Below are 24,504 nucleotides of genomic sequence, written 5' to 3' on the forward strand. Positions count from 1 at the left end.
CGCTGTCCGCGCCCACTGTCCACATCCGGCGCGGACGTCTCAGTACTCTCCAGTATCTTGTCCGGATGCCAGAGCCGTTGCCCCCTACTCGCAAGCGCCGTGGCCGCCTCCTCCGCTTCGGGGCGTCCCTCGTGGTCCTGTGCGCGGTCGCCGGTTACCTCGTGGTGCAGTACGTCACCGGAGGCACCGACGGGCCGACCTGCAGAGTCGTCTCGGGCAGGGCGGGCGGACCGTCGTACGAGTTCACGCCCGAGCAGGCGGTGAACGCGGCGACGATCACCGCCGTCGGCACCGGGCGCAGGCTGCCGGAGCGGGCCGTGGCGATCGCGCTCGCCACCGCGCTCCAGGAGTCGGGGCTGCGCAACATCTCGCACGGCGACCGTGACTCGCTCGGGCTGTTCCAGCAGCGGCCCTCGCAGGGCTGGGGCACCCCGCGGGAGATCCTGGACCCGACGTACGCGGCGGGTGAGTTCTACAAGCACCTCGTCAAGGTGCGGGGCTATCAGGACCTCCCGCTGACCGTCGCCGCCCAGCGCGTGCAGCGCAGCGGCTATCCGGAGGCGTACGCCAAGCACGAGCCGGACGCCACCCTGCTCGCCGCCGCCATGACCGGCACCTCGGCGGCCACCCTGACCTGTGACGGGCGCCAGGACTCCACACGGGCCACCCAGGCCGCCCAGGCCACCGCCACGGGCCCCGACGCGGTGCGGTCGGCTCTCGTACGGGACTTCGGGCGGGACGCGCTGGAGACGACCGCGGCGGAGGTGGGCGGCAAGACCTCGCCGAGCCCGGCCCCCACCTCGGGCGACGGCCGCACCGTGACCCTGCCCGTGCGGGAGGACACCGACCCGGGTTCCGGCCGCAGTCTCAGGGAACGCGGCTGGCAGCTCGCCCACTGGGCCGTCGCCAACTCCTCCGCGCTGCGCATCGAGCGCGTCTCGTACGCCGGGCGGCAGTGGACGGCCGGGAACACGGACAGCCAGTGGCGTACGGCGGACGGCGAGGGCGGCTCGGACTCGGTGCGGATACTGACGGCACGGTAGTTCGGAAGATCACCTGGAAGGGTCACGTCCGCCCGCGGTCGGAGCGGGTGTGCGCAGGTTTTCGTCACGTCACCCCCGTATCGGCAAGAACCCTTGGGTTCAAAGGGCTGCAACGATTCGGCGGACTTTCAGACCGGAAGCCTTTTGCCCGTTTTTATCCGCAGGTGATAATGCGACGCATTGCCAACTCTTTACGTTGGCCCTCCGCAACCTTCGTCGGCTTCGAGCGGTAGTCACGGCGTCCTAGCAACGTTTCCTCCGTCGAAGGAGCAACATGTCCCTCCCCCTGACCCGCAGGATCGCCCGTGCCGCGCTGCTCGTCGCTGCGGGAGCGGCAGCCGGGGTCGGTGCGGCCGGCGCCGCCAGTGCGGCCCCCGCGCAGCCGCCGGCCACCCCCAACCTCGGTGGGCTGACCGCTCTGGACGGGGCCAACGTCGGCAACACGGTGGACAGCGCGGCGCAGAACCTGACCGGGACCGCTGCCAAGACCGGTGGCAAGACGGTCGGGAAGGCGGTGCCGTCCGCGGGCAAGACCGTGAAGAAGGTGGCACCGGTCGCGCAGAAGACGGCGGGCGAGGCCGCCGGTTCCGCCGGGGGCCTCCTCGGGCAGACCGCGTCCACCGCGACGAAGGGCGGCCTGCCGACCAGCTCCCTCACCAAGGGCGGCGTGCCGGCTGCCGGCACCCTGCCGGTGAAGGGCCTTCCGCTCGGCTAGTACCTCGCGCATACGGCGAAGGGGCCCGGGAACACCATCCCGGGCCCCTTCGCCGTATGCCCGTGCACTACGCCAGGCGCTCGACCGCCGACCGCACCCGCTCGTCCGTCGCCGTCAGCGCGACGCGTACGAACTTCTCGCCCGCCGCGCCGTAGAAGTCGCCCGGCGCCACCAGGATGCCCAGGTCGGCCAGGTGGGCGACCGTCGACCAGCAGGACTCGTCCCGCGTGGCCCAGAGGTAGAGGCTGGCCTCACTGTGCTCGATACGGAAGCCGTGGGACTCCAGTGCCTCGCGCAGCAAGGTGCGGCGGGCCAGATAGCGCTCGCGCTGTTCGTGGACGTGGGTGTCATCGCCCAGGGCCGCCACGACCGCGGCCTGGGTCGGCGCCGGCGTCATCATGCCGCCGTGCTTGCGGATCTCCAGGAGGGGCGCCAGGACGGCCGGGTCGCCCGCCAGGAAGGCCGCGCGGTAGCCCGCGAGGTTGGACCGCTTCGACAGCGAGTGCACGGCCACGAGGCCGTCGTAGGAGCCGCCGTTGACGTCCGGGTGCAGGACCGAGACCGGGTCGGCCTCCCAGCCGAGCTCCAGGTAGCACTCGTCGGAGAAGATCAGGATGCCGTGGGACCGGGCCCAGGCGACGATCCTCGTCAGCTCCTCCTTCGACAGCACCTTGCCGGTCGGGTTCGACGGGGAGTTGAGCCACAGGAGCTTCAGGCCCGCCGGGTCCAGCTCGGTGGGGTCGTCGTAGACCTCGTGGCCGGCCCGGGCGAGGCGCGCGCCGACCTCGTACGTCGGGTAGGCCAGGCGCGGGTACGCGACCCGGTCGCCGGGGCCGAGGCCCAGCTGGGTGGGGAGCCAGGCGACGAGTTCCTTGGAGCCGACGATCGGCAGGACGTGGCGGTGGGTGACCTCGCGGGCGCCCAGGCGCCGCTCGACCCAGCCGGTGATCGCGTCACGCAGCGCCGGGGTGCCCCAGACCGTCGGGTAGCCCGGGGAGTCCGCCGCGTCGATCAGGGCCTTCTGGACGAGATCGGGGACCGGGTCGACGGGGGTGCCGACCGACAGGTCGACGATGCCTCCGGGGTGCGCGGCCGCCGTCTTCTTGTACGGCTCCAGCTTGTCCCAGGGGAAGGTGGGAAGGCGGTCGGAGACTGCGGACACGGCTTTCGGGCTCACTTTCGGGTCGTACGGCAAACGCCTCGGCCCCGCACGGCCGCGATCAGGCCGTACGGGACCGAGGCGGCACGAAGTGCGGACCGCCGGTGCGGATGACTATGCCTGCGGCGGCAGCGCGGCGATGAACGGGTGGTCCCGCTCGATCAGCCCCAGCTTGCTGGCGCCGCCGGGCGAGCCGAGCTCGTCGAAGAACTCGACGTTCGCCTTGTAGTAGTCCTTCCACTCGTCCGGGGTGTCGTCCTCGTAGAAGATCGCCTCGACCGGGCAGACCGGCTCACAGGCACCACAGTCGACGCATTCGTCCGGGTGGATGTACAAGGACCGGGAGCCCTCGTAGATGCAGTCGACCGGGCACTCCTCGATGCAGGCCTTGTCCTTCACGTCGACACAAGGCTGCGCGATGACGTAGGTCACGCTGTCGTTCCTCCTCCATGCTGGCGGGCCTCTTCAGGCTCCGCCGCCTCGCGCGCGGGAGCGCGGCGTCGTCGATGCCCGCCCCTAGTATCTCCGTTCTTGGGCATGATCCGAACAGGAGGGGTGAACTGACCTGTGGAAATCTCCGCCGCGGGGCGTCTCGTCGTCCGTATCTCCGCAGCTGACGTGGGTAAACGGGTATCCGTGCGGCGCCTGGACGAAACCGGCGGCCCGCGCCAGAACTTCACCGACACGGTGGGTGTTCTCACATCATGGGACGACGGTGTGCTGATGATCACGCGCCGGGACGGCGAGCGCGTCCGCATTCCGGAATCCGCGCTGGTGGCGGGCAAGGTGGTGCCCGCCGAGCCGGCCCGCCGCCGGGGCCCGTCCGCCTCGTACGAGGAACTGGCCCGGATCGCAGCTCGCGGCTGGCGGCCGGTGGAGAGCCGGCGGCTCGGCGACTGGGAGCTGCGGGCCGCCTCCGGGTTCACCCGCCGCGCCAACTCAGTCCTCCCGCTCGGCGACCCCGGCCTGCCGCTCGACGAGGCCCTGACCGCCGTACGACGGTGGTACGGCGACCGCGGTCTGCCGGCGTACATACAGACCGCGACCGGTGCCGCGGGCACCCAGGAGGCGCTGTGCGCGGAGCTGGAGGCACGCGGGTGGACGCGGGAGGTGACGGCGGAGCTGTGGACCGGGGCGCTGGCGCCGGTCGCCGACCGGGAGACCTCGGGTGTCGCGCTGTCCCGGGAGGCCGACGCGGACTGGCTGGCGCGCTATCAGCGCAAGGGGGTGAGCGAGGTGGCGCTGCGGGTGCTGAGGAGCGGGCCGTCGGTGTGGTTCGCGACCGTCCCCGGTGAGGACGCGCCGGCCGCGATCGGGCGGTGTGTCGTCGACGGGCGGTGGGCCGGGTTCGCCGCGGTCGAGGTGGATCCTTCGCTACGGCGGCGGGGGCTGGCCTCCACCGTGATGGCGGCGCTGGCCCGGCGGGCGCTCGACGAGGGGGCGTCGGCCGCGTGGCTGCAGGTCGAGTCGGACAATGCCGGTGCGCGGGCCCTGTACGACGGCATGGGGTTCGCCGCGCACCACGCCTACCACCACTACCGCGAGCCGGACGTCTCCGGCGAGGCGCGGTAGTAGCGATCGCCGCGAAAGGGCACGAGCCAGCTATGCGTCCCCCGTTTCCGCCCCCGCCCGAACGTTCCGCCGAGCTCCGGAGGCGGTTCGCCGAAGAGGCGCGGTCCGAGCGGCCGGATCTGTCCGCGCTGTGTCTGCTCGTCGGGGCGCAGGCGGACGGGGAGCTCGACGAGACCGGCATCGACGCGGCCCAGATCGAACTCGACCGGCTGGCCGGACAGTTGCCGTTCCGGCCGGGTGGGCCGCGGTCGTGGGCGGTGTCACTGCGGGAGCTGCTCGGGGACCGCTGCGGGTTCCGTGGCGCGCCGGTGGACTACCAGCGGCTGGAGTCCTCGCTGCTGCACGAGGTGCTGCGGCGGCGCAGGGGGCTGCCGATCCTGCTGAGCGTGGTGTGGATGGAGGTGGCCCGGCGGGCGGGGGCTCCGGTGTACGGGGTGGCGCTGCCGGGGCATTTCGTGGTCGGGTTCGGGCCGCCGGAGGAGCAGGTGCTGGCCGATCCGTTCGACGGGGGGCGGGTGTTGAGCGGCGGCGACGCCGAGTTGCTGGTCGCCGGGGCGACGGGGAGTCCGCTGGATCCGTCGATGCTGAGTCCGGCGGATCCGCTGGACGTCGTACAGCGGATCCTGAACAACGTACGGGCCTGGGCCGCGGCCAGGCCCGAACGGTCGGACGTGGCCCTGTGGGCCGTGGAGCTGTCGCTGCTGTTGCCGTCCCACTCGGCCCGACTGCGGTACGAGCGGGCCCAGTTGTTCGTCCAGCGGGGGGACTTCGTGCAGGGAGCCATCGAGTTGGACGCATACGCCGAGGTGGTGGCGGCCGTCGACGAGCCGGCGGCGGCGCGCGTGCGGCAGCAGGCTCACGCCGCACGTGCGATGTTGAACTAGGGCGTCACAGCCAGCCCTTCTCCCTCGCGATCCGGACTGCCTCCGCCCTGTTCCGCACGGCCAGCTTCTGGATGGCCGTGGAGAGGTAGTTGCGGACCGTGCCCTGGGACAGGTGAAGGGTCTGCGCCAACTCCGCGTTCGTGGAGCCGTCGGCCGCCGCGCGGAGGACCTCTCGCTCCCTGTCCGTCAGCGGATTCGCGCCCTCCGCCAGCGCCGCTGCCGCCAGGGTGGGGTCGATGACCCGCTCCCCCGCCAGTACCTTGCGTACCGCCTGAGCCAGTTGGGAGGCGGGGGCGTCCTTGACGAGGAAGGCGTCGGCGCCCGATTCCATCGCGCTGCGGAGATAGCCGGGGCGGCCGAAGGTCGTGAGGATGACCAGCTTGACCGCCGGGAGTTCCCTGTGGAGCTGAGCCGCCGCCTCGATGCCCGTCGCGCCCGGCATCTCTATGTCCATGAGGGCCACGTCGATGTCGTGGGCGCGGGCCGCCGCCAGGACCTCGTCGCCGCGGGCCACTTGGGCGACGACCTCGATGTCGTCCTCCAGGCCGAGCAGGGCGGCCAGGGCCTCGCGGACCATCGACTGGTCCTCGGCGAGCAGGACCTTGATCGTGCGGCTCGTCATGAGGCGGATCCTACGTGCGGCCCGGAACCGGCGGGCACCCGGGCGACCAGGCGGAAGCCGTGTCGGGAGCCGGTGGCCTCCAGGGTGCCGCCGGCCTTCTCCAGGCGCTCGGTGAGACCGGCCAGGCCGTTGCCCGGACCGTTGCCCGGACCGTTGCCCGCACCGCCCGAGCCGTCGTCCTCCACGGTGAGTTCGAGCCGCGGCCCGTCGAGGGTCTGGCGGTGCAGCAGCTCCACCGTGCAGCCGCGGGCGCCGCTGTGCCGTACGACATTGGTGACCGCCTCGCGCAGCGCCCAGGCCAGGGCCGACTCGCTCTCCTCGGGGACGCCGGTGAGGTCGGGGTCGGCGGGCAGCGCGGCGCTGACTCCCGCGGCCGTCAACGCCACCTGGGCGCCCGCGAGTTCCGCGGCCAGGCGGGCGCGCCGGTAGCCGGTGACCGCCTCGCGGACGTCCACCAGGGCCTGGCGGCTGACCTGTTCGATGTCGGCGACCTGCTGGGCCGCCTTGTCGGGGTGGGCGGGGAGCATCCGGCCCGCCAGTTCGCTCTTCAGCGTGATGAGGGACAGGGAGTGGCCGAGGAGGTCGTGCAGGTCCCTGGCCAGGCGCAGGCGTTCCTCGTTCGCGGCGAGCTGGGCGACCCGCGCCCTGGCCTCCCGCAACTCGATGGTCGTGCGGACCAGTTCGCGTACGCCGGTCATCGCGAAGCCGCCGAGCAGCGCCGGGATGAGGAGGGCGCCGATGTACTCGGTGCCGTCGGCGACGAGCAGGGCGAGGCCCGCCATCAGGGCGGACGCGACCGGGATGGTCCAGCGGGCGAGCCGCAGCGGCAGGGCCGCGCCGGACGCGATCGACACGTACACGAAGAGGACGAGCCACTCGCGGCCCAGGGTGAGGACGAGCAGGGTCGACTCGGCCGAGAGGACCGCGAGGGAGACGAGGACGAATTCCACGGCGTTGCGGCGGCCGGTCCTGAACAGCAGGGCCAGGTACCAGGCGACGAAGATCGCGAGGCCGAGCCAGCCGAGGACCGCGGCCACGACCCCGTGGCCGCCGTGCACGAGGTCCGAGACGGGCGCGCTCAGATAGACCAGCCAGATGCCCGTCCACAGCAACTTGACCATCATCTGCTTGCGGGTCTCCGGGCGCTGCCCGATCCCGACGCCGGTGCCGCTCACGCCTTCAACGTGTCCTTCCGGTACAGCCAGGCCGCTCCGCCCGCGAACAGGACGAAGGAGACGGCCAGGACGGCGATGTCCTGTGCGTGCGGGGCGCGGCTCTGTTCGATGGCCTGCCCGAGGGCAGCGTACGCGTGCGTGGGCAGCCACTCGGCGATGTCCTGGAGCCACTGCGGGAAGGTCGTCGTCGGCATCCACAGGCCGCCCAGCATCGACAGTCCGAAGTAGGTGATCATCGTGATCGGGCGGACCGCGTCGCCGGTGGCGAGGTAGCCGATGGCCACGCCGAGCGCGGCGAAGACGAGACTTCCCGCCCAGATCGCGCCGGTGAGGGCGAGCCACTGCCAGGCGTCCAGGCGTACGTCCTTCACGCTCGCGGCGACGACGAACACGACCACGATCGAGGGCAGGCTCACCACGGCCGCGCTCGCCGTCTTCGCGAACACATAGCCGCGTCCCGGCAGCGGGGTCAGCCTCAACTGCCGTACCCAGCCGCCCTCGCGCTCCTTGGCGATGCGCTCGCTGTTGCCCATCAGGACGGCGGTCAGGGCGCCGAAGGAGGCCATCGAGACCATCATGTAGGTCGGCAGGGTCAGGCCCGTGCCGTCGACCTTCGTCGTGCTGTCGGCGTTGCCCGCGATGATCAGGAACAGCAGCGACGGGTACATCACCGAGAAGAACAGGAACTTGCGGTTGCGCAGGGCGCGGGTGAGTTCCAGCTTGATGAGGCTGTTCACTTCGACTTCGCCTCCTCGGCGGCGGTGATGGCGACGAAGGCCTGCTCCAGACCGAGCCCGGCGACTTCGAGGTTGCGGGGGTAGACGCCGAGGCCGTAGAGGGCGTGGACGGTCGCGTCGGCGTCGGTGGACTGGATGCGGATCGTCTGGCCGCTGCCCGCGGCGGAGCCGCTTTTCGACACGGTGACGGAGGTGAGGAACGGCAGCTCCCGCAGGGGCGCCTCGTCGATCGTGCCCTCCAGATCGAAGGCGATCCGCCGGGCTCCCGCCTTGGCCTTGATCTCGGCGGCCGTGCCGTCGGCCAGCAGGCGGCCCCGGTGCAGCACCAGCACCCGGTCGGCGATGGCGTCGGCCTCTTCGAGGTAGTGAGTGGCGAAGAGGACCGTACGGCCCTGGTCGGCCTGTTCGCGCATGGTGGCCCAGAAGGCCTGCCGGGTGGTGACGTCCATGCCGGTCGTGGGTTCGTCGAGGACGATCAGGTCGCTGTCGCCCGCGGTCGCGAGGGCGAAGCGGACGCGCTGGGCCTGGCCGCCGGAGAGCTTGTTGACCTTGCGGTCGGCGATCTGGGCGATGCCTGCGCGGGCGAGGACGTCGTTCGCCTGGTACGGCTTGGGATGCAGATCGCAGGCGAGGCGTACCAGCTCGGCGACCGTGACCTCGTCCATCAGCCCGCCGCTCTGCAGCATCGCGCCCACCCGTCCGGCGACGATCGCCTCACGCGGGGTGGTGCCGAAGAGCCGGACGCTGCCGCTGTCGGGCTGTTTGAGGCCGAGCAGCAGATCGAGGGAGGTCGACTTGCCGGCGCCGTTCGGGCCGAGCAGCGCCACGGTCTCCCCCGGCCGCAGGGTCAGGGTCAGTCCGTCCACGGCGCGTACCTCGCCGTAGGCCTTGCTCACCTGGTCGAACGCGACCACCGGGGCTGTTGTCGTCATGCGGCCATGGTGGCTTCACGGGTGCGGCCGCGGGCAGTGTCGGCCGTCCGGAGTGCCGCATGACAGATGTCATGTCGGGCGGCACTCCGGTGCGGTTCTCGCGGGTCGGTCAGCTCGGGTTGGTGTCGATGACCGCGGTGCGCTCCGCCGTCGTCTTGCCACGCAGGGCCTTGCCCAGCGCGGAGGCCACGTCCTGCGGCAGGACGTCACGCTTCCCGCTCGCGCCATTGATCTGCACGCCGTCGAAGGTGTTGCCGTACGCGGCCTTGAGCGCCTCGAGGTTGTACGTCTCCACGAGCTTGCCATCGACGGCCTTGAAGCCGAGGATCTTCGGCAGGGACAGGGCGCCGAAGGGGATGCTGTGCGCCGCGTCGGTCTGGACGGTGACGACGTTGGACATCGCGGGCTCCGCGAACTCCTTCATCATCCGGTCGACCTCGGCGTTCGAGACCGACGGCTGCTTGGTGGTCGTCGGCAGCGTGACCGAGCCGGCGGTGCCGGTCTCCACCTGGGTGCGGTACGCGTCCTCGACCGCGGTGGTCGACCTGGCCACGTCGATGCCCTTGCCGGCCTTGCCGTAGACGGCGACGGCCTTGCCGTTCTCGAACTTGATCGTGCCGTCGGTCGCCGAGCCGGCGCCGCCCGAGGCGTCCTGCAGAGCGGCCTGGAGCTTCTCCTCGTCGACCGGCATGACCGGGTCGACGACCCGGTGGTTGCCGAACAGGGAGCCGATGACGGAGATTGGGTTGTAGTCGCTCTTCGCGGCCGCGGCGACCGTGGCCTGGTCGTCGAGCTGGAGCCCCGCCTGGTCCGGCTTGAGCGAGACGGTGTCGCCGCCGACCGAGAGCTTCAGGGCCTCGTTCACCCGGCCACCGAGGGCGTCGTCGAGCTTCTTGACGGCGTCGTCGCGGGTGCCGCCGCCGATGTCCACGCCGAGCACGGTGGTGCCCTTGGGCACGTCGGAGCGGTTCATCAGGAGGCCGGCGCCGTAGGCACCGACGCCGAGGAGGACCACGGTGCCGCCGAGCAGGGCCACCTTGCTGCGGCCCTTCTTTTTCTTCTTCTTCGGCGCGGCGGCCGGAGCTTCCTGCGACGCGGTGTCGGGCTTCGGGGGGGTACGGCCGTCGGTGCCCGGCCCGAAGGGGGCCTTCTGGGCGCCGGGCGGCACGACCGGGATGCCGCTGGTGACGGTGTGCCCGGAGACGTTGTCGGGGTTGCCGAAGCCGGGGGCACCCCGTTCGGGAGCCGGCTTCTGCGGGGTGAGGATCGCGGTGTCGTCGCTCAGACCGCCACCGGGGCCTAGGCCCGCGCCGGGGACACCACCGGGGGTGGGGGCGCCGGGGCCGCCCGGGCGACCGAGGGTGCCGGGGCCGGCCTGGCCGCCGGAGATGCCTGGGGCGCCGGGCCCGGCGATCCCGCCGGAGATTCCCGGGCCGCCGAGGGTGCCGGGACCGCCGGAAGCGCCCGGGGCACCGGGGCCACGTGTGCCACCCGGACCGCGGGAAGCGCCAGGGCCGCCGGGACCGCGTGCGGCGCCCGGACCGCCCGGGCCACCGGGTCCGCCCTGACCGCCGAAGCCGTCGGGACCGTTGAAGGACTCGCCGCCGAAGGACTCGGCCCCGGCGAAGGGGTCCGGTCCTGCGGGCGGCACGACCGGGCCGTCGCCGGTGACCGGGCCGCCGGTCGGGCCCGCGGGGCCCTGGGGTCCGCCCGGGCCGCCGGGACCCTTCGGCCCGCCGAACCCGCCGCCGTAGTCGATCTGGCCGCCCTGGCCGCCGTAGTCGATCTGTCCGTTCTGCCCGCCGGGGGCGCTGCCGGGACCACCCTGCGCGCCGAAGCCGCTCTGACCGTTCGGGCCGTCGTGACCGCCGAACCCGCCATGACCGTTCAGCGCATCGTGCCCGCTCTGGCCGTTCTGACCGCCGAACCCGCCCTGGCCGTTCGGGCCGTCGTGACCGCCGGGGCCGCCGAACCCGCCATGACCGTTCAGCGCATCGTGGCCGCTCTGGCCGTTCTGACCGCCGAACCCGCCCTGGCCGTTCGGGCTGTCCTGACCGCCGGGGCCGCCGAACCCGCCATGACCGTTCAGCGCATCGTGGCCGCTCTGGCCGTTCTGACCGCCGAACCCGCCCTGGCCGTTGGGGCTGTCCTGACCTCCGGAGCCGTTCTCCGCGAAGTACGGGAGGTCGTCGCGGCGGGGTTCGGTGCCGCGCGGGCCGGCGTTCAGGGCCTCGGTGACGTCGAAGGAACCCGTGCCGCCGCCGTGGCCGGGGGCCACCGGGCCGCCGGTGGCGCCCGGGAGTCCGGCGCCGTTCGTCCCGCCGGAGCGGGAACCGCCGGGCACGCTCATGGAACCGACCACACCACCGGGCCGACCGGCCCCGTGACGCCCACCGCCGGACGCACCGGCGCCCGGGCCCGCACCACCCGGCGCACCGGCAACAGGAGCAGCCGCTCCCGAACCGCCCGGCAGACCCGCCCCGTTGGAGGCACCCTCGCCCGGACCGCCCTTGGCGGGGCCGGACTTGCGGGGCGCGAACCAGTCGCTCGCCTTCTCCTCGGCGGCGGGCGGCGCGGGATCGGCGGGCAGTTCGACGGTGCCCGTGGTCGAGGAGGGACTCGGCGCCGACGGCTCGGTGTCCACGCCTCTGTCGGCGGAGCTCTCCGTCTCGCCGACGGGCTGACGCACGACGACCGGCGGAATGGGCCGCGATCCGGGGATGTTGATCCGGATCCGGGTCGTCAGCGTGGTCTCGGTCTTGCGTTCCTCCGGCTGCGCGGCCGAACGGCCCGCGTCCGGACCGCCGTCGGACACCTGGGGTGTCCCGTACGGCGGCGTGCCCGAGGGGTATGCGGCTCCGCCGCGCCCGTTGGGCCCGGAGGACGGACTGTCAGTTTCACGACTCAAGGCAGGTTCTCCTGGTTGGCTCCACCGCCCGTTTCGACCTCAGTGCTTCGGGCGGCTCGGCGGCGCGCACCACCATACTGGCCACTTCTGGCCTGTATCCCACGACCGCTGAGGAAACCCACACGGGACTCGCACGCGCGCGATGCGGAGAAGTGGTACGTCACTTGCCAAGTCGGACGGGGTCTCCGCCCGGTTGCCGCCCTCGCCCAAGGGTGGCGCAGATCACAGCCACAGCCATGCCGCCGAGCAGGAAGAGATAGGAGCCGCTTCCTGCGGCGAAGACGAAGTCGCCTTCCGGACGGCTGGCGGTGAGGAAGATGACGGCGATCATCCAGCCGCCCGCGGGCGCGACGGCTCCGGCGCGGCTGTCGGCGGCGCGCGCTCCGCCGAGCAGCAGTCCGGCCTCGCCGAGCAGCGCGAGCAGCAGTCCGCCCGGGAACCAGCCGCCCTGCACCAGCGCTCCGGCGAGCCCCACGACCGCGCCGAGCACGAAAAGACCGAGGTAGGCGGCGGCCCGTCCGGCGGAGGGGCGCTGCAGGGGCTGGGCCAGCATCGACGTTCGGTCGCTCATGACGCGCCCTCGATCCCGGAGAACAGGTCGCTCTCCTTGTTCTCCCCGTGTTCCCCTCTCACCAATTGGTAGTACTCGGTGGTGAAGAGAGGTTGCGCGAGTTCGTTGGAGAGGGCGAAGTACGCCCCCGACACATCGATCTGGGTCGCGTGCGCGGCCATCGCGGCGCTCTTGGCGGCGGCGTACGCCGTGCCGTCGATCTCCGTGGTGATCCGCTCGTCGTCCACCACACCCGGTACGTCGTCGAGGACGGCGGCCTTGGTGAAGGGGAGGCCGGGCAGGTAGTCGTGGAGCCGGGCGAAGGCCTGCTCGCCGACCGTGAGCGGTACGCGGTTCCAGTAGACCTTCTCGATCGTCCAGCCCGCCTCGGCGGCGAGCTCCACCGCGCGCATGGCGACCCGGTGGGCCTGGATGTGGTCGGGGTGGCCGTATCCGCCGTTGTCGTCGTAGGTGACGAGGACCTGGGGACGCACCTGCAGGATCACCTCGACGAGATGGCGGGCCGCCTCGTCGACGTCGGCCCGCCAGAAGCAGTGCGGATCGTCGTTGTCGGCGGTGCCCATCATCCCGGAGTCCTGGTACCGGCCGCGGCCGCCGAGGAAACCGAAGTCCTCGACGCCCAGTCGCTCCATGGCCGCGGCCAGCTCGCGCTCACGCTCCTGAGCGAGGTCGGCGCCGGTCAGATGCCGGAGTTCCGGGGGAATGACCTCGCCACGCTCGCCGAGGGTGCAGGTGACCAGGGTCACCCGGACGCCCTCGGCCGCGTACCTGGCCATGGTCGCGCCGTTGTTGATCGACTCGTCGTCCGGGTGCGCGTGCACCAGGAGAAGACGCCGAGCGGGCTGTTCCGTCATGGCCCCACCCTACGAGGCGCCACGGACAGTCCCGCTCAGCCGGTCTCAGAACTTGATACTGCCGATCATGCCCGCGATGTTGGTCGTCAGCTCACTGATCGTCGGTGCGATCGAGGAAGCCGCGAGATAGAAGCCGAGCAGGATGCACACGACCGCGTGACCGCCCTTCAAGCCCGACTTCTTGACCAACAAGAAGACGATGATCGCCAGCAGCACCACCGCCGAAATCGAGAGTGCCACGGCGGCTCACCTCCAAAGAACCCAGGGACGTGGGGGGTCGGACGGGAACGGAACTATGGGGGCAGATAAATCCATACAGCAGCCAGCGGATTCATACCCACTATGCGGTAGTGATCATAACTATCCGTGCCTGCGCATCCGTCGGCGCACTGCCGCACAAGGGGGCGCATGGCCAATATGGTCGGGGCATGACGACCGAGCCTGACTCCTTTCCCCGCCGGCACGCCCGTACCCAGCGCTTCACGCTCGGCGCGCCGCGCGCGTTCACCGTGGCGCCCGACGGATCGCGTGTCGTGTTCCTGCGCTCGAACTCCGGCACGGACCGGGCCAATTCACTGTGGGTGCTCGACACGGTGGAGGGCGGGGAGCGCGTGGCGGCCGACCCGCGCGCCCTTCTGGGCGGCGCCGAGGAGCACCTCTCGCCCGAGGAGCGGGCGCGCCGCGAACGCAGCCGTGAGGGCGGTGCCGGCATCGTCGGCCACGCCACCGACGCAGCCGTCGAGTTGGCCTCTTTCGCCTTGTCAGGGCGGCTTTTCACGGCGGAGCTGCGAGCCGGTACGGCACGCGAACTGCCCGTCCCCGGGCCGGTGATCGACCCGCGCCCGGCCCCCGACGGACGGCACATCGCGTACGTGGCCCGGGGTGCCCTGAGGGTCGTGGGCGCCGAGGGCGAGGAGGACCGGGCGCTCGCCGTCCCGGAGTCGGATCAAGTCACCTACGGTCTCGCGGAGTTCATCGCGGCCGAGGAGATGGGCCGGTCACGGGGTTTCTGGTGGTCGCCGCAGTCGGACCGGCTGCTGGTCGCGCGCGTGGACGACACGCCCGTGCAACGCTGGTGGATCTCCGATCCGGCCCACCCGGAGCGTGATCCACACCACGTCCCGTATCCGGCCGCGGGCACTTCCAACGCGGACGTACGGCTGTTCGTGATGGCCCTGGACGGGGCGCGCACGGAGGTCTCCTGGGACCGGGGGCGCTATCCGTATCTGGCCCATGTGCACTGGTCAGCGGCGGGCGCTCCGCTGCTGCTCGTACAGGCGCGCGACCAGCGCAGTCAGCTGTATCTCGCGGTGGACCCGGAGTCCGGAGCGACCCGGATGGTGCACGCGGACGAAGATCCAATTTGGCTGGATCTTTTCCCTGGGGTGCCCTGTTGGAGCCCTTCGGGCCGGCTCGTGCGGATCGCCGACGAGGGTGGCGCGCGGGTGCTCGCGGTGGGTGAACGCCCGCTGACCGGACCGCAGTTGCACGTCCGCGCGGTGCTGGACGTGGCCGAGGGCGACGTGCTGGTCTCGGCGTCGGCCGGTACGGAGGCCGAGTCACCGGAGACCGGCGAGGTGCACGTCTACCGGGTGAACGAGCTCGGGGTGGAGCGGGTGTCGCAGGAACCCGGCGTGCACTCGGCGGTGCGCGCCGGGGGCGTGACCGTGCTGGTGTCGGCGGCCCTCGACCGGCCGGGCGCCCGCGCGCGGGTACTGCGCGACGGCAAGGAGATGGCGACTGTCACCTCGTACGCAGAAGATCCCGGTTTGACCCCGCGCGTGACACTCGTCGAGGGGGGCGCACGAAAGATCCCGTGCGCCGTGCTTATGCCGCAGGACTACGCCGGTGACAGCCCCCTTCCGGTTTTGCTGGACCCGTACGGGGGTCCGCACGGGCAGCGGGTGGTCGCCGCGCACCATCCGCACCTGACCTCGCAGTGGTTCGCCGACCAGGGCTTCGCGGTGGTCGTGGCCGACGGCCGGGGCACCCCGGGCCGCTCCCCCGCCTGGGAGAAGGCGGTCCGGGACGACCTCGCGGCGGTCGTCCTCCAGGACCAGGTCGACGCCCTCCAGGCGCTCGCCGAGGGCTTCCCTCTCGACCTCTCCCGGGTCGGGATCCGCGGCTGGTCCTTCGGCGGCTATCTGGCGGCCCTCGCGGTGCTGCGCCGGCCCGACGTCTTCCACGCGGCGGTGGTCGGCGCCCCGGTCAGCGATCTGCGCCTGTACGACACCCACTACCAGGAGCGCTACCTCGGTCACCCGGACGAGCAGCCGGCCGTCTACCGCCGCAACTCACTGGTCGACGACGAGGGCCTGGTCGACGCGGCCGAGCCGCACCGCCCGATGATGATCATCCACGGCCTCGCGGACGACAACGTGGTGGTCGCCCACTCCCTGCGCCTGTCCTCGGCCCTGCTGGCCGCCGGCCGCCCGCACGAGGTGCTCCCGCTGTCCGGTGTGACCCACATGACCCCGCAGGAGACGGTCGCGGAGAACCTGCTGCGGCTTCAGCTGGACTTCCTGAAGCGGTCGTTGGGGATGCTGTAGGAACAGCAGCGGGCCGGGACGACATGGCGCGTCCCGGCCCGCTTACGGCACCCGCACGGCCGTACGTCGTAGAGACTGACGCGTCCGTATATCGGAACCGGGTCAGCCAAGTTGCCTCCGTGTTACTCCGGCTCCTTGGTCGTGACGACCTGCTTCTCCTCCGCGAAGTGGCACGCCGAGTCGTGTGCCGCCGGCCCGCCCGCGAACCGGAACTCCGCGGGCACCGCCAGCGCCGGGACCTCCAGCGCGCAGCGCTCCTGGGCCTTCCAGCAACGGGTACGGAAGCGGCACCCGGACGGGATGTTCGTCGGGGACGGGACGTCACCCGTGAGGATGATCCGCTCCCGGCGCTCGCGGGCCTCCGGGTCGGGCACCGGCACGGCGGACAGCAGCGCCTGGGTGTAGGGGTGGGTCGGATGGTCGTAGATCTCGGCGTCCCGGCCGATCTCGACGATCCGCCCGAGGTACATCACCCCGACCCGGTCCGAGATGTGCCGGACGATCGACAGGTCGTGCGCGATGAAGAGGTACGACAGCTCGAACTCGCTCTGGAGCCGGTCGAGGAGGTTGATCACCTGGGCCTGGACGGAGACGTCGAGGGCGGAGACCGGTTCGTCGGCGACGATGACCTCCGGGCGCAGGGCCAGTCCGCGCGCGATGCCGATGCGTTGGCGCTGACCGCCGGAGAACTGGTGCGGATAGCGGTTGATGTACTCGGGGTTGAGGCCCACGACGTCCAGCAGGTCCTGGACCTTCCTGCGCCGGTCTCCCTTGGGGGCCACCTCGGGGTGGATGTCGTACGGCTCCCCGATGATGTCGCCGACCGTCATACGGGGGTTGAGCGAGGTGTACGGGTCCTGGAAGACCATCTGGATGTTGCGGCGGACCGACCTGAGCGCCTTGCCGGAGAGCTTGGTGATGTCCTCGCCCTTGTACTTGATCACCCCTGCGGTCGGCCGCTCGAGATGGACGAGCATCTTGGCGACGGTCGACTTGCCGCAGCCGGACTCCCCGACGATGCCGAGGGTCTCTCCCTTGTCGAGGGAGAAGTCCACACCGTCGACGGCCTTGACGGCACCGACGTGTTTCTTGAACAGAATGCCCCGCGTCAAGGGATAGTGCTTGACCAGTCCACCCACTTCCAGGATCGGCTCAACCATTGAGGCACTCCGTCCAGAAGTGACAGGCACTCGTCCGCCTGTCGTCGACGTCGTACAGAGGCGGTACGTCCGTGCGGCAGACGTCCCGGGCCATCGGGCACCGGGGGTTGAACGCGCAACCCGGCGGGATGTTCATCAGGTTGGGCGGCAGTCCCTTGATGGCGTACAGCTCCTGACCCTTCTGATCGAGACGGGGGATGGAGTCGAGGAGTCCGCGCGTGTAGGGGTGGGCCGGTGCCTTGTAGATGTCGTGGACGGGGGCCTGCTCGACGATCCGTCCGGCGTACATGACGGCGATCCGGTCGGCCACGTCCGCGACGACACCGAGGTCGTGGGTGATGAGGATGAGCCCCATGTTGTACTCGCGCTGGAGTTCGGCGAGCAGGTCCATCACCTGGGCCTGGACGGTGACGTCGAGCGCGGTCGTCGGTTCGTCGGCGATGATCAGCGCGGGTTCCAGGGCGAGCGCCATCGCGATCATGATGCGCTGGCGCATGCCGCCGGAGAACTGGTGCGGATAGTCCTTCACGCGCTCCTTGGCGGCCGGGATGCGCACCCGGTCCATCAGGTCGACGGCCCTGGCCCGGGCGTCCTTCTTCGACATCCCGCGGTGCACGACGAACATCTCGCCGAGCTGGTCTCCGACGCTCAGTACGGGATTCAGCGACGACAGCGCGTCCTGGAAGATCATCGCCATCTGTGCGCCACGGACCTTGCGCCGCTCGTCCTCCTTCAGCTTCAGCAGGTCCTGCCCCTGGAAGACGATCTCGCCGCCGGTGATCCGCCCCGGAGGAATGTCGAGGATCCCCATGATCGCCTGCGCGGTCACCGACTTCCCGGACCCCGACTCCCCGAGCACGGCGAGGGTCTCGCCCTCGTCCACCCCGTAGTCGACCCCGTTGACCGCCTTGGCGACCCCGTCCCTGGTCCTGAACTCCACATGCAGATCACGCACTTCGAGCAGCACGGCGACTCACCTCGGCTTCGGGTCGGGACGACGTCTTCGGCGGCCGAACCGCGCCGCGCCTCGGCTCCGGGGTGCGCGTCGGGTGCGGCGCCACCGGGCAGGACGACGTGGTGCGGGCGGAAGGAGCGCGGGGTCCGCCGGCCCGCACTGCCGCACCTCTCGCGCGCGCTCAGCACCACGTCCGCTCACCTCAGCTTCGGGTCGAGGGCGTCGCGGACCGCGTCGCCGAGCATGATGAAGGCGAGGACCGTGATCGCGAGGGCTCCGGCCGGCCAGAGGAGCATGTGCGGGGCGTTGCGGATGTAGGCGGAGGCCGCGGAGATGTCGATGCCCCAGCTGACCGTGGGGGGTTTGAGGCCCACGCCGAGGTACGACAGGGTCGCTTCCAGGGCGATGTAGGTGCCGAGCGCGATGGTCGCGACCACGATCACCGGGGCGACCGCGTTCGGGGCGATGTGGCGCAGCAGCAGGCGGGAGTTGGAGGCGCCGAGCGCCCTGGCCGCCTGTACGTAGTCGTTCTGTCTGGCGGTGATGACCGAGCCGCGCGCGATGCGGGAGATCTGCGGCCAGCCCAGCAGCACCATGAACCCGATGACCGGCCACACCGTGCTGCTGGTGACGACCGACAGGAGCACCAGGCCGCCGAGGACCACCGGGATCGCGAAGAAGATGTCCGTGGTGCGGGACAGGATCGAGTCCGGGAAGCCTCCGAAGAACCCGGCGAGGCCGCCGAGGACCGACCCGAGGATCGCGACGCCCAGCGTGGCACAGACGCCCACCGTCACCGACGTACGGGCGCCGTAGACCGTGCGCGTGTAGACGTCGCAGCCCTGGCCGTCGTAGCCGAAGGGATGGCCCGGCTGGGAGCCCTCCTGGGCCTTGGAGAGGTCGCACTTGAGGGGGTTGCCCGAGGTGATCAGCGAGGGCCACAGGGAGATGACGACCAGGAAGAGGATCACCAGGGCGGAGATGATGAAGACGGGGTTGCGGCGCAGGTCGCGCCAGGCGTCGGACCAGAGGGAGCGGGGTCTGTCCAGAGGGGTCGTGTCGTCGGGGCCCTTCTCCAGGGTGGTCGCCTCGCTCACCGCGAGATCCATGGCACCGCCCGCTCCGGTCCCGGCGATGGCTCCCTCTTGTTCCTGGGGTTCAGGCATAGCGGATCCTGGGGTCGAGGACGGCGTACAGGAGGTCGACGAGCAGGTTGGCGACCAGGAAGACCAGGACGAGCACGGTGACGAAACCGACCACGGTCTGGGTGTTCTGGCGCAGGATGCCCTGGTAGAGCTGGTAGCCGACGCCGTGGATGTTGAAGATGCGCTCGGTGACGATCGCACCGCCCATCAGGGCGCCGATGTCGGTGCCGATGAAGGTGACCACGGGAATGAGCGAGTTGCGGAGCAGATGCCTCACGATGACCCGCTGTCTCGGCAGACCCTTGGCCACCGCCGTACGGACGTAGTCCGAGCGCCGGTTCTCCGCGATCGACGTGCGGGTCAGCCGGGTCACGTACGCCAGTGACACGGAGGCGAGGACCAGGCCCGGCACGAGCAGTTCGCCGAAGGTGGCGTCCGTGGACACCGAGGGTTTGATCCAGCCCCACTCGACGCCGAGGAGGAGCTGGAGCAGCAGACCGGTGACGAAGGTGGGGATGGAGATCACGACGAGGGTGAGCAGGAGGACCGAGGTGTCGACGGGGCGGCCGCGCTTGAGTCCGGTGATCACGCCCAGGGTGATGCCGATGACGATCTCGATGAGGATCGCGACGATCGTCAGCCGGATGGTCACGGGGAACGCCGTCGCCATCAGCTCGGTGACCTTCTGGCCGTTGAACGCGGTGCCGAAGTCGCCGGTGAAGACGTTCCCCATGTAGGTCAGGTACTGCTGCCAGACCGGCTTGTCGAGGCCGAACTCCTTCTTGAGCTGGGCGGCCGTCGCCGCGTCGCACTGCTTGTCGCCGCACAGGCCCGCGATGGGGTCGCCCATCACGTTCACCATGAGGAAGATCAGCAGGGTCGACCCGATGAACACCGGGATCATCTGGAGCAGACGCCGGACGACGTACCGTCCCATGGCGGGGTCAGCCGACCTTGATCTCGTTGTAGACGGGGACGCTGAACGGGTTGAGCTTCACGTTCGAGAGCCGCTCCGAGTAGCCGGCGCTGCCGTTCTGGTACCAGAGCGGGATGGCGGCCATGTTGTCCCGTACGACCTTCTCGGCCTCCTGGAACTTCTCCACCGCCTTGGTGGTGTCGGTCTCGGCGTTGGCCTCGTTGACGAGCTTGTCGAAGTCCTTGTTGGTCCACTTGCCGTCGTTGGAGGAGGCGTTGGTGTAGTAGAGCGGCTGGAGGAAGTTCTGGATGAGCGGGTAGTCCATCTGCCAGCCCGCCCGGAAGGGGCCGCTCATCTTCTTCGCGGTGATCTGGCTGCGGAAGTCGGCGAAGGTGCCCACGGGGTTGCCGACGCAGGCCTTGTCGTTGTCGAGCGCGTTGTTGATGGAGTTGCAGACGGCGTCGACCCACTGCTTGTGGGAGCCGGTGTCCGCGTTGTACGTGATCTTGATCTGACCGCCGGGGAGTCCGCCGCCGTCCTCGATGAGCTTCTTGGCCGCGTCGGGGTCGTAGTCGCAGGCGTCCCCGCACAGTCCGTCCTGGAAGCCGCCCTCCTTGCCGAGGACCGGGGAGGTCCAGTCGGTGGCGGGGGTGCGGGTCTTCTGGAAGATCGTCTCGGTGATCTGGTCGCGGTTGATCGCCCGGGAGAGGCCGGTGCGGACCTTCTCCATCCCGGCCGTGTTCCACCTCTTGTCGTAGAACGGGAAGGCGAGGGTCTGGATGATGCCGGCCGGGGTGTTGATGTAGCGGTCGCCGAGGTCGTTCTTGGCGTTCTTGAGCTGGGCGGCCGGGACGTCGTCCACCAGGTCGAGGTTGCCGGCCAGCAGGTCGGTGTAGGCGGTGTTGTTGTCGGTGTAGACCTTGAGGGTCACGCCGCCGTTCTGGGCCTTGTCCGGGCCGGGGTAGGCGTCCCACTTCTTCAGGGCCATCTGCGAGCCCTTGGTGTACGAGTCGATGGTGTAGGGCCCGTTCCCGACGGGCTTCTGCAGCCAGGCCGCGTGGTCGTTGAAGAACGCCTGCGGGAGCGGGGCGTAGGCGGGGTAGCCGAGGGTGTCGGGGAAGGTCGAGAACTTCTGGCTGAGCTTGACGGTGAAGGTCTGCTCGCCGGTGACCTTCAGTCCGGAGAGGGTGTCGGCGCTCTGCTTGCTGCCGTCCTCCGGGTGCGTCTTGTCGTATCCGTCGATGTAGCCGAAGAAGTAGGCGTTCTTCTGGTTGTTCTTGAGGGAGGCTCCGTAGTTCCAGGCGTCCACGAACGACTTGGCGGTGACCTTCTCGCCGTTGCTGAAGGTCCAGCCGCTCTTGACCGTGATGGTGAAGTTCTGCGAGTCGCTCGTGTCGATCTTCTCGGCGAGCATGTCCTCGGCCTTGCCGGTCTCCGGGTTGTACTTCTTCAGGCTCCGGAAGATCATGTCGAGGACCTTGCCGCCCTGCACCTCGTTGGTGTTGGCGGGCTCCAGCGGGTTCTGCGGGTCACCCCAGGAGGAGCTCAGCACGGCGCCGCCGTCACTGCTGCCGCCGCTGTCGCTGCCGCTGTCCCCGCCACAGGCCGCCGCCGCGAGGGCTACCGCCGCCGCGCAAGCGGCCCATTTGGCGCGCGTGGCTCCACGCATGGAGTGCCTCCTCAAGAATGATCCGTTACCGGCCAATATCAAACGAAGAGGGGCATTTCGCATGCCTGGGTAGGCCTTTGGGGGGTGGGGGGCGACAGGTGGGGGCACGGAGGCGACGGGGGCCACGTCAAGGGGCCGGGGGGTCAGGGGGCCGTCAGGCGAGGCCGCCAACAGCCCGAGGCGCCACCAGACCCAGCTCTGCCCCTGCGTCAGGCGCGGATAGGTCAGGGGGCCGGGGACCAGGGGTTGGGGCCTCCGGGCCGGGCCGCCAACAGCCCGAGGCGCCGCCAGACCCAGCTCTGCCCCTGCGTCAGACGCGGACAGATAATGGGACCTGGGACCAGGGGTCGGGGCCCCAGGCCGGGCCGCCAACAGGCCGAGGCGCCACCAGACCCAGCTCTGCCCCTGCGTCAGGCGCGGACAGGTCAGGGGGCCGGGAACCAGGGGTTGGGGGCCTCCGGGCCGGGCCGCCAGCAGGTCGAGGTGCCGCCAGACCCGGTTGGCGATGGTCAGGGGGGCCGCCAACCCAAGGTGGCGGCAGGCCGTGCCGCGGCGCCGGCAGACCACGCCGCCGGCAGCTCGACGTGTCGCCAGGTCCACCTGGGGTCCCGGCCTCCGGTCACCTCCACCGGCATCGGCTCGGCGGCAGAGCAGGGGGAAAACCGCGGCCGGGGGCGGAGGCGTAGCGTCTCCGCCCCCGGCCGGGGGTTGTGCAGGGCGCGTCAGTCCTTGGCCGGCGCCTCGTCGGCCGTGTCCGTCACGTCCTCCAGCGCCTTCAGCGCCGGGTCCAAGATCACGTCCTCGTCACGGGCCTCGGTGGTCGGGTCCTCCGGGAAGTGACAGGCCGTGAGGTGGCCGGCCAGGTTGCCGGAGATCTGGACCAGCGGGGGCTCGTCCGTGGCGCACTTGTCCTGCGCCTTCCAGCACCGGGTGCGGAAGCGGCAGCCGGACGGCGGGAGGATCGGCGAGGGGACGTCGCCGGACAGGCGGATCCGCTCGCGGCTCGCACCCGTGCCGTCGATGTCGACCTCCGGCACCGCGGAGAGCAGGGCGTGCGTGTACGGGTGCCGGGGCCGGTTGTAGATCGACTCCCGGTCGCCGACCTCGACGATCTTGCCGAGGTACATGACCGCGACGCGCTGCGAGAAGTGCCGTACGACGGCCAGGTCGTGGGCGATGAACAGGAAGGCGATGCCCAGCTCGTCCTGGACCTTCTTGAGCAGGTTGACGACCTGCGCCTGGATCGACACGTCCAGCGCGGAGACCGGCTCGTCCGCCACGATCAGCTTGGGCTGGAGGGCCAGCGCGCGGGCCACACCGATGCGCTGGCGCTGACCGCCGGAGAACTCGTGCGGGAAGCGGTTGTAGTGCTCGGGGTTGAGGCCGACCAGCTCGAGGAGCTCGCGGACCTTCGTCTCCCGGCCGCCCTCCGGCTCGATCCCGTTGACCTCCATCGGCGACTTGATGATCGAGCCGACGGTCTGCCGGGGGTTCAGCGAGGAGTACGGGTCCTGGAAGATCATCTGGATCTCGGACCGCACCGGCGCCAGCTGACGGCGCGAGGCGTGCGTGATGTCCTGACCGGAATACGTGATCTTGCCGGCCGTCGGCTCCAGGAGCCGCGTGATCAGCCGGCCCGTCGTCGACTTGCCGCAGCCGGACTCGCCGACCAGGCCGACGCTCTCGCCGACGCCGACCGTCAGGTCGACCCCGTCGACGGCCTGAACGGCGCCGACTTTGCGTTTGATCGGGAAGCCGCCGTAGATCGGGAAGTGCTTGGTCAGGCCCTCGACCTTGAGGAGTTCCTCGGTCGAGGTACCGGTGGAACCCTGCTGGGCGGGGAGGGTGAGGTTGTCGCTCATGTCTCGGATCTCCCTAGCGCAGCCGGGGCTGGATCTTGTCGATGAAGATGGTCTGCTTCTGCTCGGCCGTCAGGTGGCACGCGGAGGCGCGCCCCTCGCCCAGCGGCGGGCGGGAGTCGGTGCACAGCGTGCCCGGCACCTCGTCCTTGAAGGCGCACCGCGGGTGGAACGGGCAGCCGGAGGGCGGGTTGAGCAGCGAAGGCGGCGAGCCGGGGATCGGCTCCAGCGCCTCGTTGATGTCGCCGTCCAGGCGGGGCATCGAGCTCAGCAGGCCCCAGGTGTAGGGGTGCTTGGGCGCGCCCAGGACCTCCCGGACGGAGCCGCGCTCCACGGCCCGGCCCGCGTACATCACCAGCAGGTCGTCGGCCATGTTCGAGATGACGCCGAGGTCGTGCGTGATGAAGATGATCGCGGAGCCGAACTCCTGCTGGAGGTCCTTGAGCAGGTCCAGGATCTGGGCCTGCACGGTGACGTCCAGCGCGGTGGTCGGCTCGTCGGCGATCAGCAGGTCGGGGTCGCACATCAGCGCCATGGCGATCATCGCGCGCTGGCGCATACCGCCGGAGAACTGGTGCGGGTAGTCGTCGTAACGCTGCTTGGGCTGCGGGATGCCGACCTTCTCCAGCATCTGGACGGCACGGTCCCTGGCCTCCTTCTTGGAGGCGCCCCGGTGCTTCATGAACGGCTCGGCCAGCTGCCGGCCCACCGTGTAGAACGGCGACAGGGCGGTCAGCGGGTCCTGGAAGATCATCGCCATCTTGTTGCCGCGGAGCTGCTCCAGCTCCCGCTCGGTGGCGGTGACGAGTTCCTTGCCGTCGAGGACGATCTCGCCGTCGACGGAGCTGGAACGCGGGTTGTGCAGGCCCAGGATCGTCAGGTTGGTGACGGACTTGCCGGAGCCGGACTCGCCGACGATGCCCAGGGTCTTGCCGCGCTCGACGTCGAAGGAGAGGCCGTCGACCGCCTTGACGATGCCGTCCTCGGTGGAGAACTGCACCTTCAGATCACGCACCGAGAGGAAGCTCTCCGGACCGGTCGGGGCCGGCGCGTCCTCGGTCTTGGTCAGTGTGGTCACG

At 70.7% G+C, this 24,504-nt stretch carries 22 protein-coding genes; 5 read left to right on the top strand and 17 right to left on the bottom strand.

Translation table 11 applies throughout. The annotated features are described in order from the left end of the window. Positions 1-65 precede the first annotated feature (65 nt). Complete coding sequence (locus M2157_RS17580) at positions 66-1,043, top strand: heavy metal transporter (protein WP_280865685.1); 978 nt, start codon at positions 66-68, stop codon at positions 1,041-1,043. A 274-nt stretch (positions 1,044-1,317) separates the two neighbouring features. Then, complete coding sequence (locus M2157_RS17585; RefSeq protein WP_280862718.1) at positions 1,318-1,758, top strand: ATP-binding protein; 441 nt, start codon at positions 1,318-1,320, stop codon at positions 1,756-1,758. A 67-nt stretch (positions 1,759-1,825) separates the two neighbouring features. On the opposite strand, the gene M2157_RS17590 is transcribed toward M2157_RS17585, so the two are convergent. Continuing rightward, positions 1,826-2,920 carry a bifunctional succinyldiaminopimelate transaminase/glutamate-prephenate aminotransferase gene (locus M2157_RS17590; protein WP_280862719.1) on the bottom strand — a complete coding sequence of 365 codons (1,095 nt, stop codon included), beginning with the start codon at positions 2,918-2,920 and terminating at the stop codon, positions 1,826-1,828. Positions 2,921-3,031: 111 nt separating this feature from the next. Beyond that, entirely contained in the window at positions 3,032-3,349 is a 318-nt protein-coding gene (gene fdxA / locus M2157_RS17595) for a ferredoxin (protein ID WP_007384503.1), read from the bottom strand. Positions 3,350-3,484: 135 nt separating this feature from the next. On the opposite strand from fdxA, the gene M2157_RS17600 reads away from it, so the two are divergent. Both M2157_RS17600 and M2157_RS17605 read left to right on the top strand, forming a co-directional pair. Continuing rightward, positions 3,485-4,489 (top strand): GNAT family N-acetyltransferase, encoded by a 1,005-nt coding sequence (locus M2157_RS17600; protein ID WP_280862720.1) that lies wholly within the window; start codon positions 3,485-3,487, stop codon positions 4,487-4,489. 32 nt (positions 4,490-4,521) lie between these two features. After that, positions 4,522-5,373 carry a transglutaminase-like domain-containing protein gene (locus M2157_RS17605; RefSeq protein ID WP_280865686.1) on the top strand — a complete coding sequence of 284 codons (852 nt, stop codon included), beginning with the start codon at positions 4,522-4,524 and terminating at the stop codon, positions 5,371-5,373. Positions 5,374-5,377: 4 nt separating this feature from the next. On the opposite strand, the gene M2157_RS17610 is transcribed toward M2157_RS17605, so the two are convergent. From M2157_RS17610 to M2157_RS17645, 8 genes are all read right to left on the bottom strand, one after another. After that, entirely contained in the window at positions 5,378-5,995 is a 618-nt protein-coding gene (locus M2157_RS17610; protein ID WP_280862722.1) for a response regulator transcription factor, read from the bottom strand. Continuing rightward, positions 5,992-7,170: a histidine kinase gene (locus tag M2157_RS17615; RefSeq protein WP_280865687.1), complete on the bottom strand. Its 1,179-nt coding sequence runs from the start codon at positions 7,168-7,170 to the stop codon at positions 5,992-5,994. The genes M2157_RS17610 and M2157_RS17615 overlap by 4 nt, the downstream gene beginning before the upstream one ends. After that, positions 7,167-7,907 (bottom strand): ABC transporter permease, encoded by a 741-nt coding sequence (locus tag M2157_RS17620; protein ID WP_280862724.1) that lies wholly within the window; start codon positions 7,905-7,907, stop codon positions 7,167-7,169. The genes M2157_RS17615 and M2157_RS17620 overlap by 4 nt, the downstream gene beginning before the upstream one ends. After that, complete coding sequence (locus M2157_RS17625) at positions 7,904-8,839, bottom strand: ABC transporter ATP-binding protein (protein ID WP_280862725.1); 936 nt, start codon at positions 8,837-8,839, stop codon at positions 7,904-7,906. The genes M2157_RS17620 and M2157_RS17625 overlap by 4 nt, the downstream gene beginning before the upstream one ends. Before the next feature lie 109 nt (positions 8,840-8,948). Then, entirely contained in the window at positions 8,949-11,654 is a 2,706-nt protein-coding gene (locus tag M2157_RS17630) for a hypothetical protein (protein WP_280868221.1), read from the bottom strand. A 253-nt stretch (positions 11,655-11,907) separates the two neighbouring features. Next, entirely contained in the window at positions 11,908-12,318 is a 411-nt protein-coding gene (locus M2157_RS17635; RefSeq protein WP_266559866.1) for a DUF6113 family protein, read from the bottom strand. Beyond that, positions 12,315-13,172 carry an N-acetyl-1-D-myo-inositol-2-amino-2-deoxy-alpha-D-glucopyranoside deacetylase gene (gene mshB, locus M2157_RS17640; protein ID WP_280865688.1) on the bottom strand — a complete coding sequence of 286 codons (858 nt, stop codon included), beginning with the start codon at positions 13,170-13,172 and terminating at the stop codon, positions 12,315-12,317. The genes M2157_RS17635 and mshB overlap by 4 nt, the downstream gene beginning before the upstream one ends. A gap of 45 nt (positions 13,173-13,217) precedes the next feature. Then, the gene (locus tag M2157_RS17645; RefSeq protein WP_007384493.1) at positions 13,218-13,412 is read right to left on the bottom strand and encodes a hypothetical protein; all 195 of its coding nucleotides are present in this window, start codon (positions 13,410-13,412) and stop codon (positions 13,218-13,220) included. Between the two features lie 188 nt (positions 13,413-13,600). Here M2157_RS17645 and M2157_RS17650 point away from each other — a divergent pair, with 188 nt between their 5' ends. Beyond that, on the top strand, positions 13,601-15,721 hold the full coding sequence (locus M2157_RS17650) for a prolyl oligopeptidase family serine peptidase (RefSeq protein WP_280865689.1): 2,121 nt from the start codon (positions 13,601-13,603) through the stop codon (positions 15,719-15,721). Between the two features lie 122 nt (positions 15,722-15,843). On the opposite strand, the gene M2157_RS17655 is transcribed toward M2157_RS17650, so the two are convergent. From M2157_RS17655 to M2157_RS17685, 7 genes are all read right to left on the bottom strand, one after another. Next, the gene (locus tag M2157_RS17655) at positions 15,844-16,881 is read right to left on the bottom strand and encodes a dipeptide ABC transporter ATP-binding protein (RefSeq protein ID WP_280865690.1); all 1,038 of its coding nucleotides are present in this window, start codon (positions 16,879-16,881) and stop codon (positions 15,844-15,846) included. Continuing rightward, entirely contained in the window at positions 16,874-17,848 is a 975-nt protein-coding gene (locus tag M2157_RS17660) for an ABC transporter ATP-binding protein (RefSeq protein ID WP_280862730.1), read from the bottom strand. Before M2157_RS17660 ends, M2157_RS17655 begins: the two co-directional genes overlap by 8 nt. A gap of 185 nt (positions 17,849-18,033) precedes the next feature. Further along, entirely contained in the window at positions 18,034-19,002 is a 969-nt protein-coding gene (locus M2157_RS17665) for an ABC transporter permease (protein ID WP_280862731.1), read from the bottom strand. Next, positions 18,995-19,918 (bottom strand): ABC transporter permease, encoded by a 924-nt coding sequence (locus tag M2157_RS17670; protein ID WP_280862732.1) that lies wholly within the window; start codon positions 19,916-19,918, stop codon positions 18,995-18,997. Before M2157_RS17670 ends, M2157_RS17665 begins: the two co-directional genes overlap by 8 nt. 7 nt (positions 19,919-19,925) lie before the next feature. Continuing rightward, positions 19,926-21,566, bottom strand: a complete 1,641-nt coding sequence (locus M2157_RS17675; RefSeq protein WP_280865691.1) for an ABC transporter substrate-binding protein — start codon at positions 21,564-21,566, stop codon at positions 19,926-19,928. A gap of 722 nt (positions 21,567-22,288) precedes the next feature. Beyond that, positions 22,289-23,428 carry a dipeptide ABC transporter ATP-binding protein gene (locus M2157_RS17680; RefSeq protein WP_280862734.1) on the bottom strand — a complete coding sequence of 380 codons (1,140 nt, stop codon included), beginning with the start codon at positions 23,426-23,428 and terminating at the stop codon, positions 22,289-22,291. 13 nt (positions 23,429-23,441) lie between these two features. Beyond that, positions 23,442-24,503 carry an ABC transporter ATP-binding protein gene (locus tag M2157_RS17685; protein WP_280862735.1) on the bottom strand — a complete coding sequence of 354 codons (1,062 nt, stop codon included), beginning with the start codon at positions 24,501-24,503 and terminating at the stop codon, positions 23,442-23,444. Position 24,504 lies beyond the last annotated feature (1 nt).

Origin of the sequence: Streptomyces sp. SAI-127 (genome assembly GCF_029894425.1) — a bacterium.
In the GTDB taxonomy this organism is placed as follows: Bacteria; Actinomycetota; Actinomycetes; order Streptomycetales; family Streptomycetaceae; genus Streptomyces.

Bases quoted from the DNA above. Each gene is read 5' to 3' on its own strand.
- M2157_RS17665 (WP_280862731.1), bottom strand. From the start codon at position 19,002: ATGCCTGAACCCCAGGAACAAGAGGGAGCCATCGCCGGGACCGGAGCG.
- M2157_RS17670 (WP_280862732.1), bottom strand. From the start codon at position 19,918: ATGGGACGGTACGTCGTCCGGCGTCTGCTCCAGATGATCCCGGTGTTC.
- M2157_RS17655 (WP_280865690.1), bottom strand. From the start codon at position 16,881: ATGGTTGAGCCGATCCTGGAAGTGGGTGGACTGGTCAAGCACTATCCC.
- M2157_RS17605 (WP_280865686.1), top strand. From the start codon at position 4,522: ATGCGTCCCCCGTTTCCGCCCCCGCCCGAACGTTCCGCCGAGCTCCGG.
- M2157_RS17680 (WP_280862734.1), bottom strand. From the start codon at position 23,428: ATGAGCGACAACCTCACCCTCCCCGCCCAGCAGGGTTCCACCGGTACC.
- M2157_RS17635 (WP_266559866.1), bottom strand. From the start codon at position 12,318: ATGAGCGACCGAACGTCGATGCTGGCCCAGCCCCTGCAGCGCCCCTCC.
- M2157_RS17585 (WP_280862718.1), top strand. From the start codon at position 1,318: ATGTCCCTCCCCCTGACCCGCAGGATCGCCCGTGCCGCGCTGCTCGTC.
- mshB (WP_280865688.1), bottom strand. From the start codon at position 13,172: ATGACGGAACAGCCCGCTCGGCGTCTTCTCCTGGTGCACGCGCACCCG.
- M2157_RS17675 (WP_280865691.1), bottom strand. From the start codon at position 21,566: ATGCGTGGAGCCACGCGCGCCAAATGGGCCGCTTGCGCGGCGGCGGTA.
- M2157_RS17625 (WP_280862725.1), bottom strand. From the start codon at position 8,839: ATGACGACAACAGCCCCGGTGGTCGCGTTCGACCAGGTGAGCAAGGCC.
- M2157_RS17650 (WP_280865689.1), top strand. From the start codon at position 13,601: ATGACGACCGAGCCTGACTCCTTTCCCCGCCGGCACGCCCGTACCCAG.
- M2157_RS17580 (WP_280865685.1), top strand. From the start codon at position 66: ATGCCAGAGCCGTTGCCCCCTACTCGCAAGCGCCGTGGCCGCCTCCTC.
- M2157_RS17610 (WP_280862722.1), bottom strand. From the start codon at position 5,995: ATGACGAGCCGCACGATCAAGGTCCTGCTCGCCGAGGACCAGTCGATG.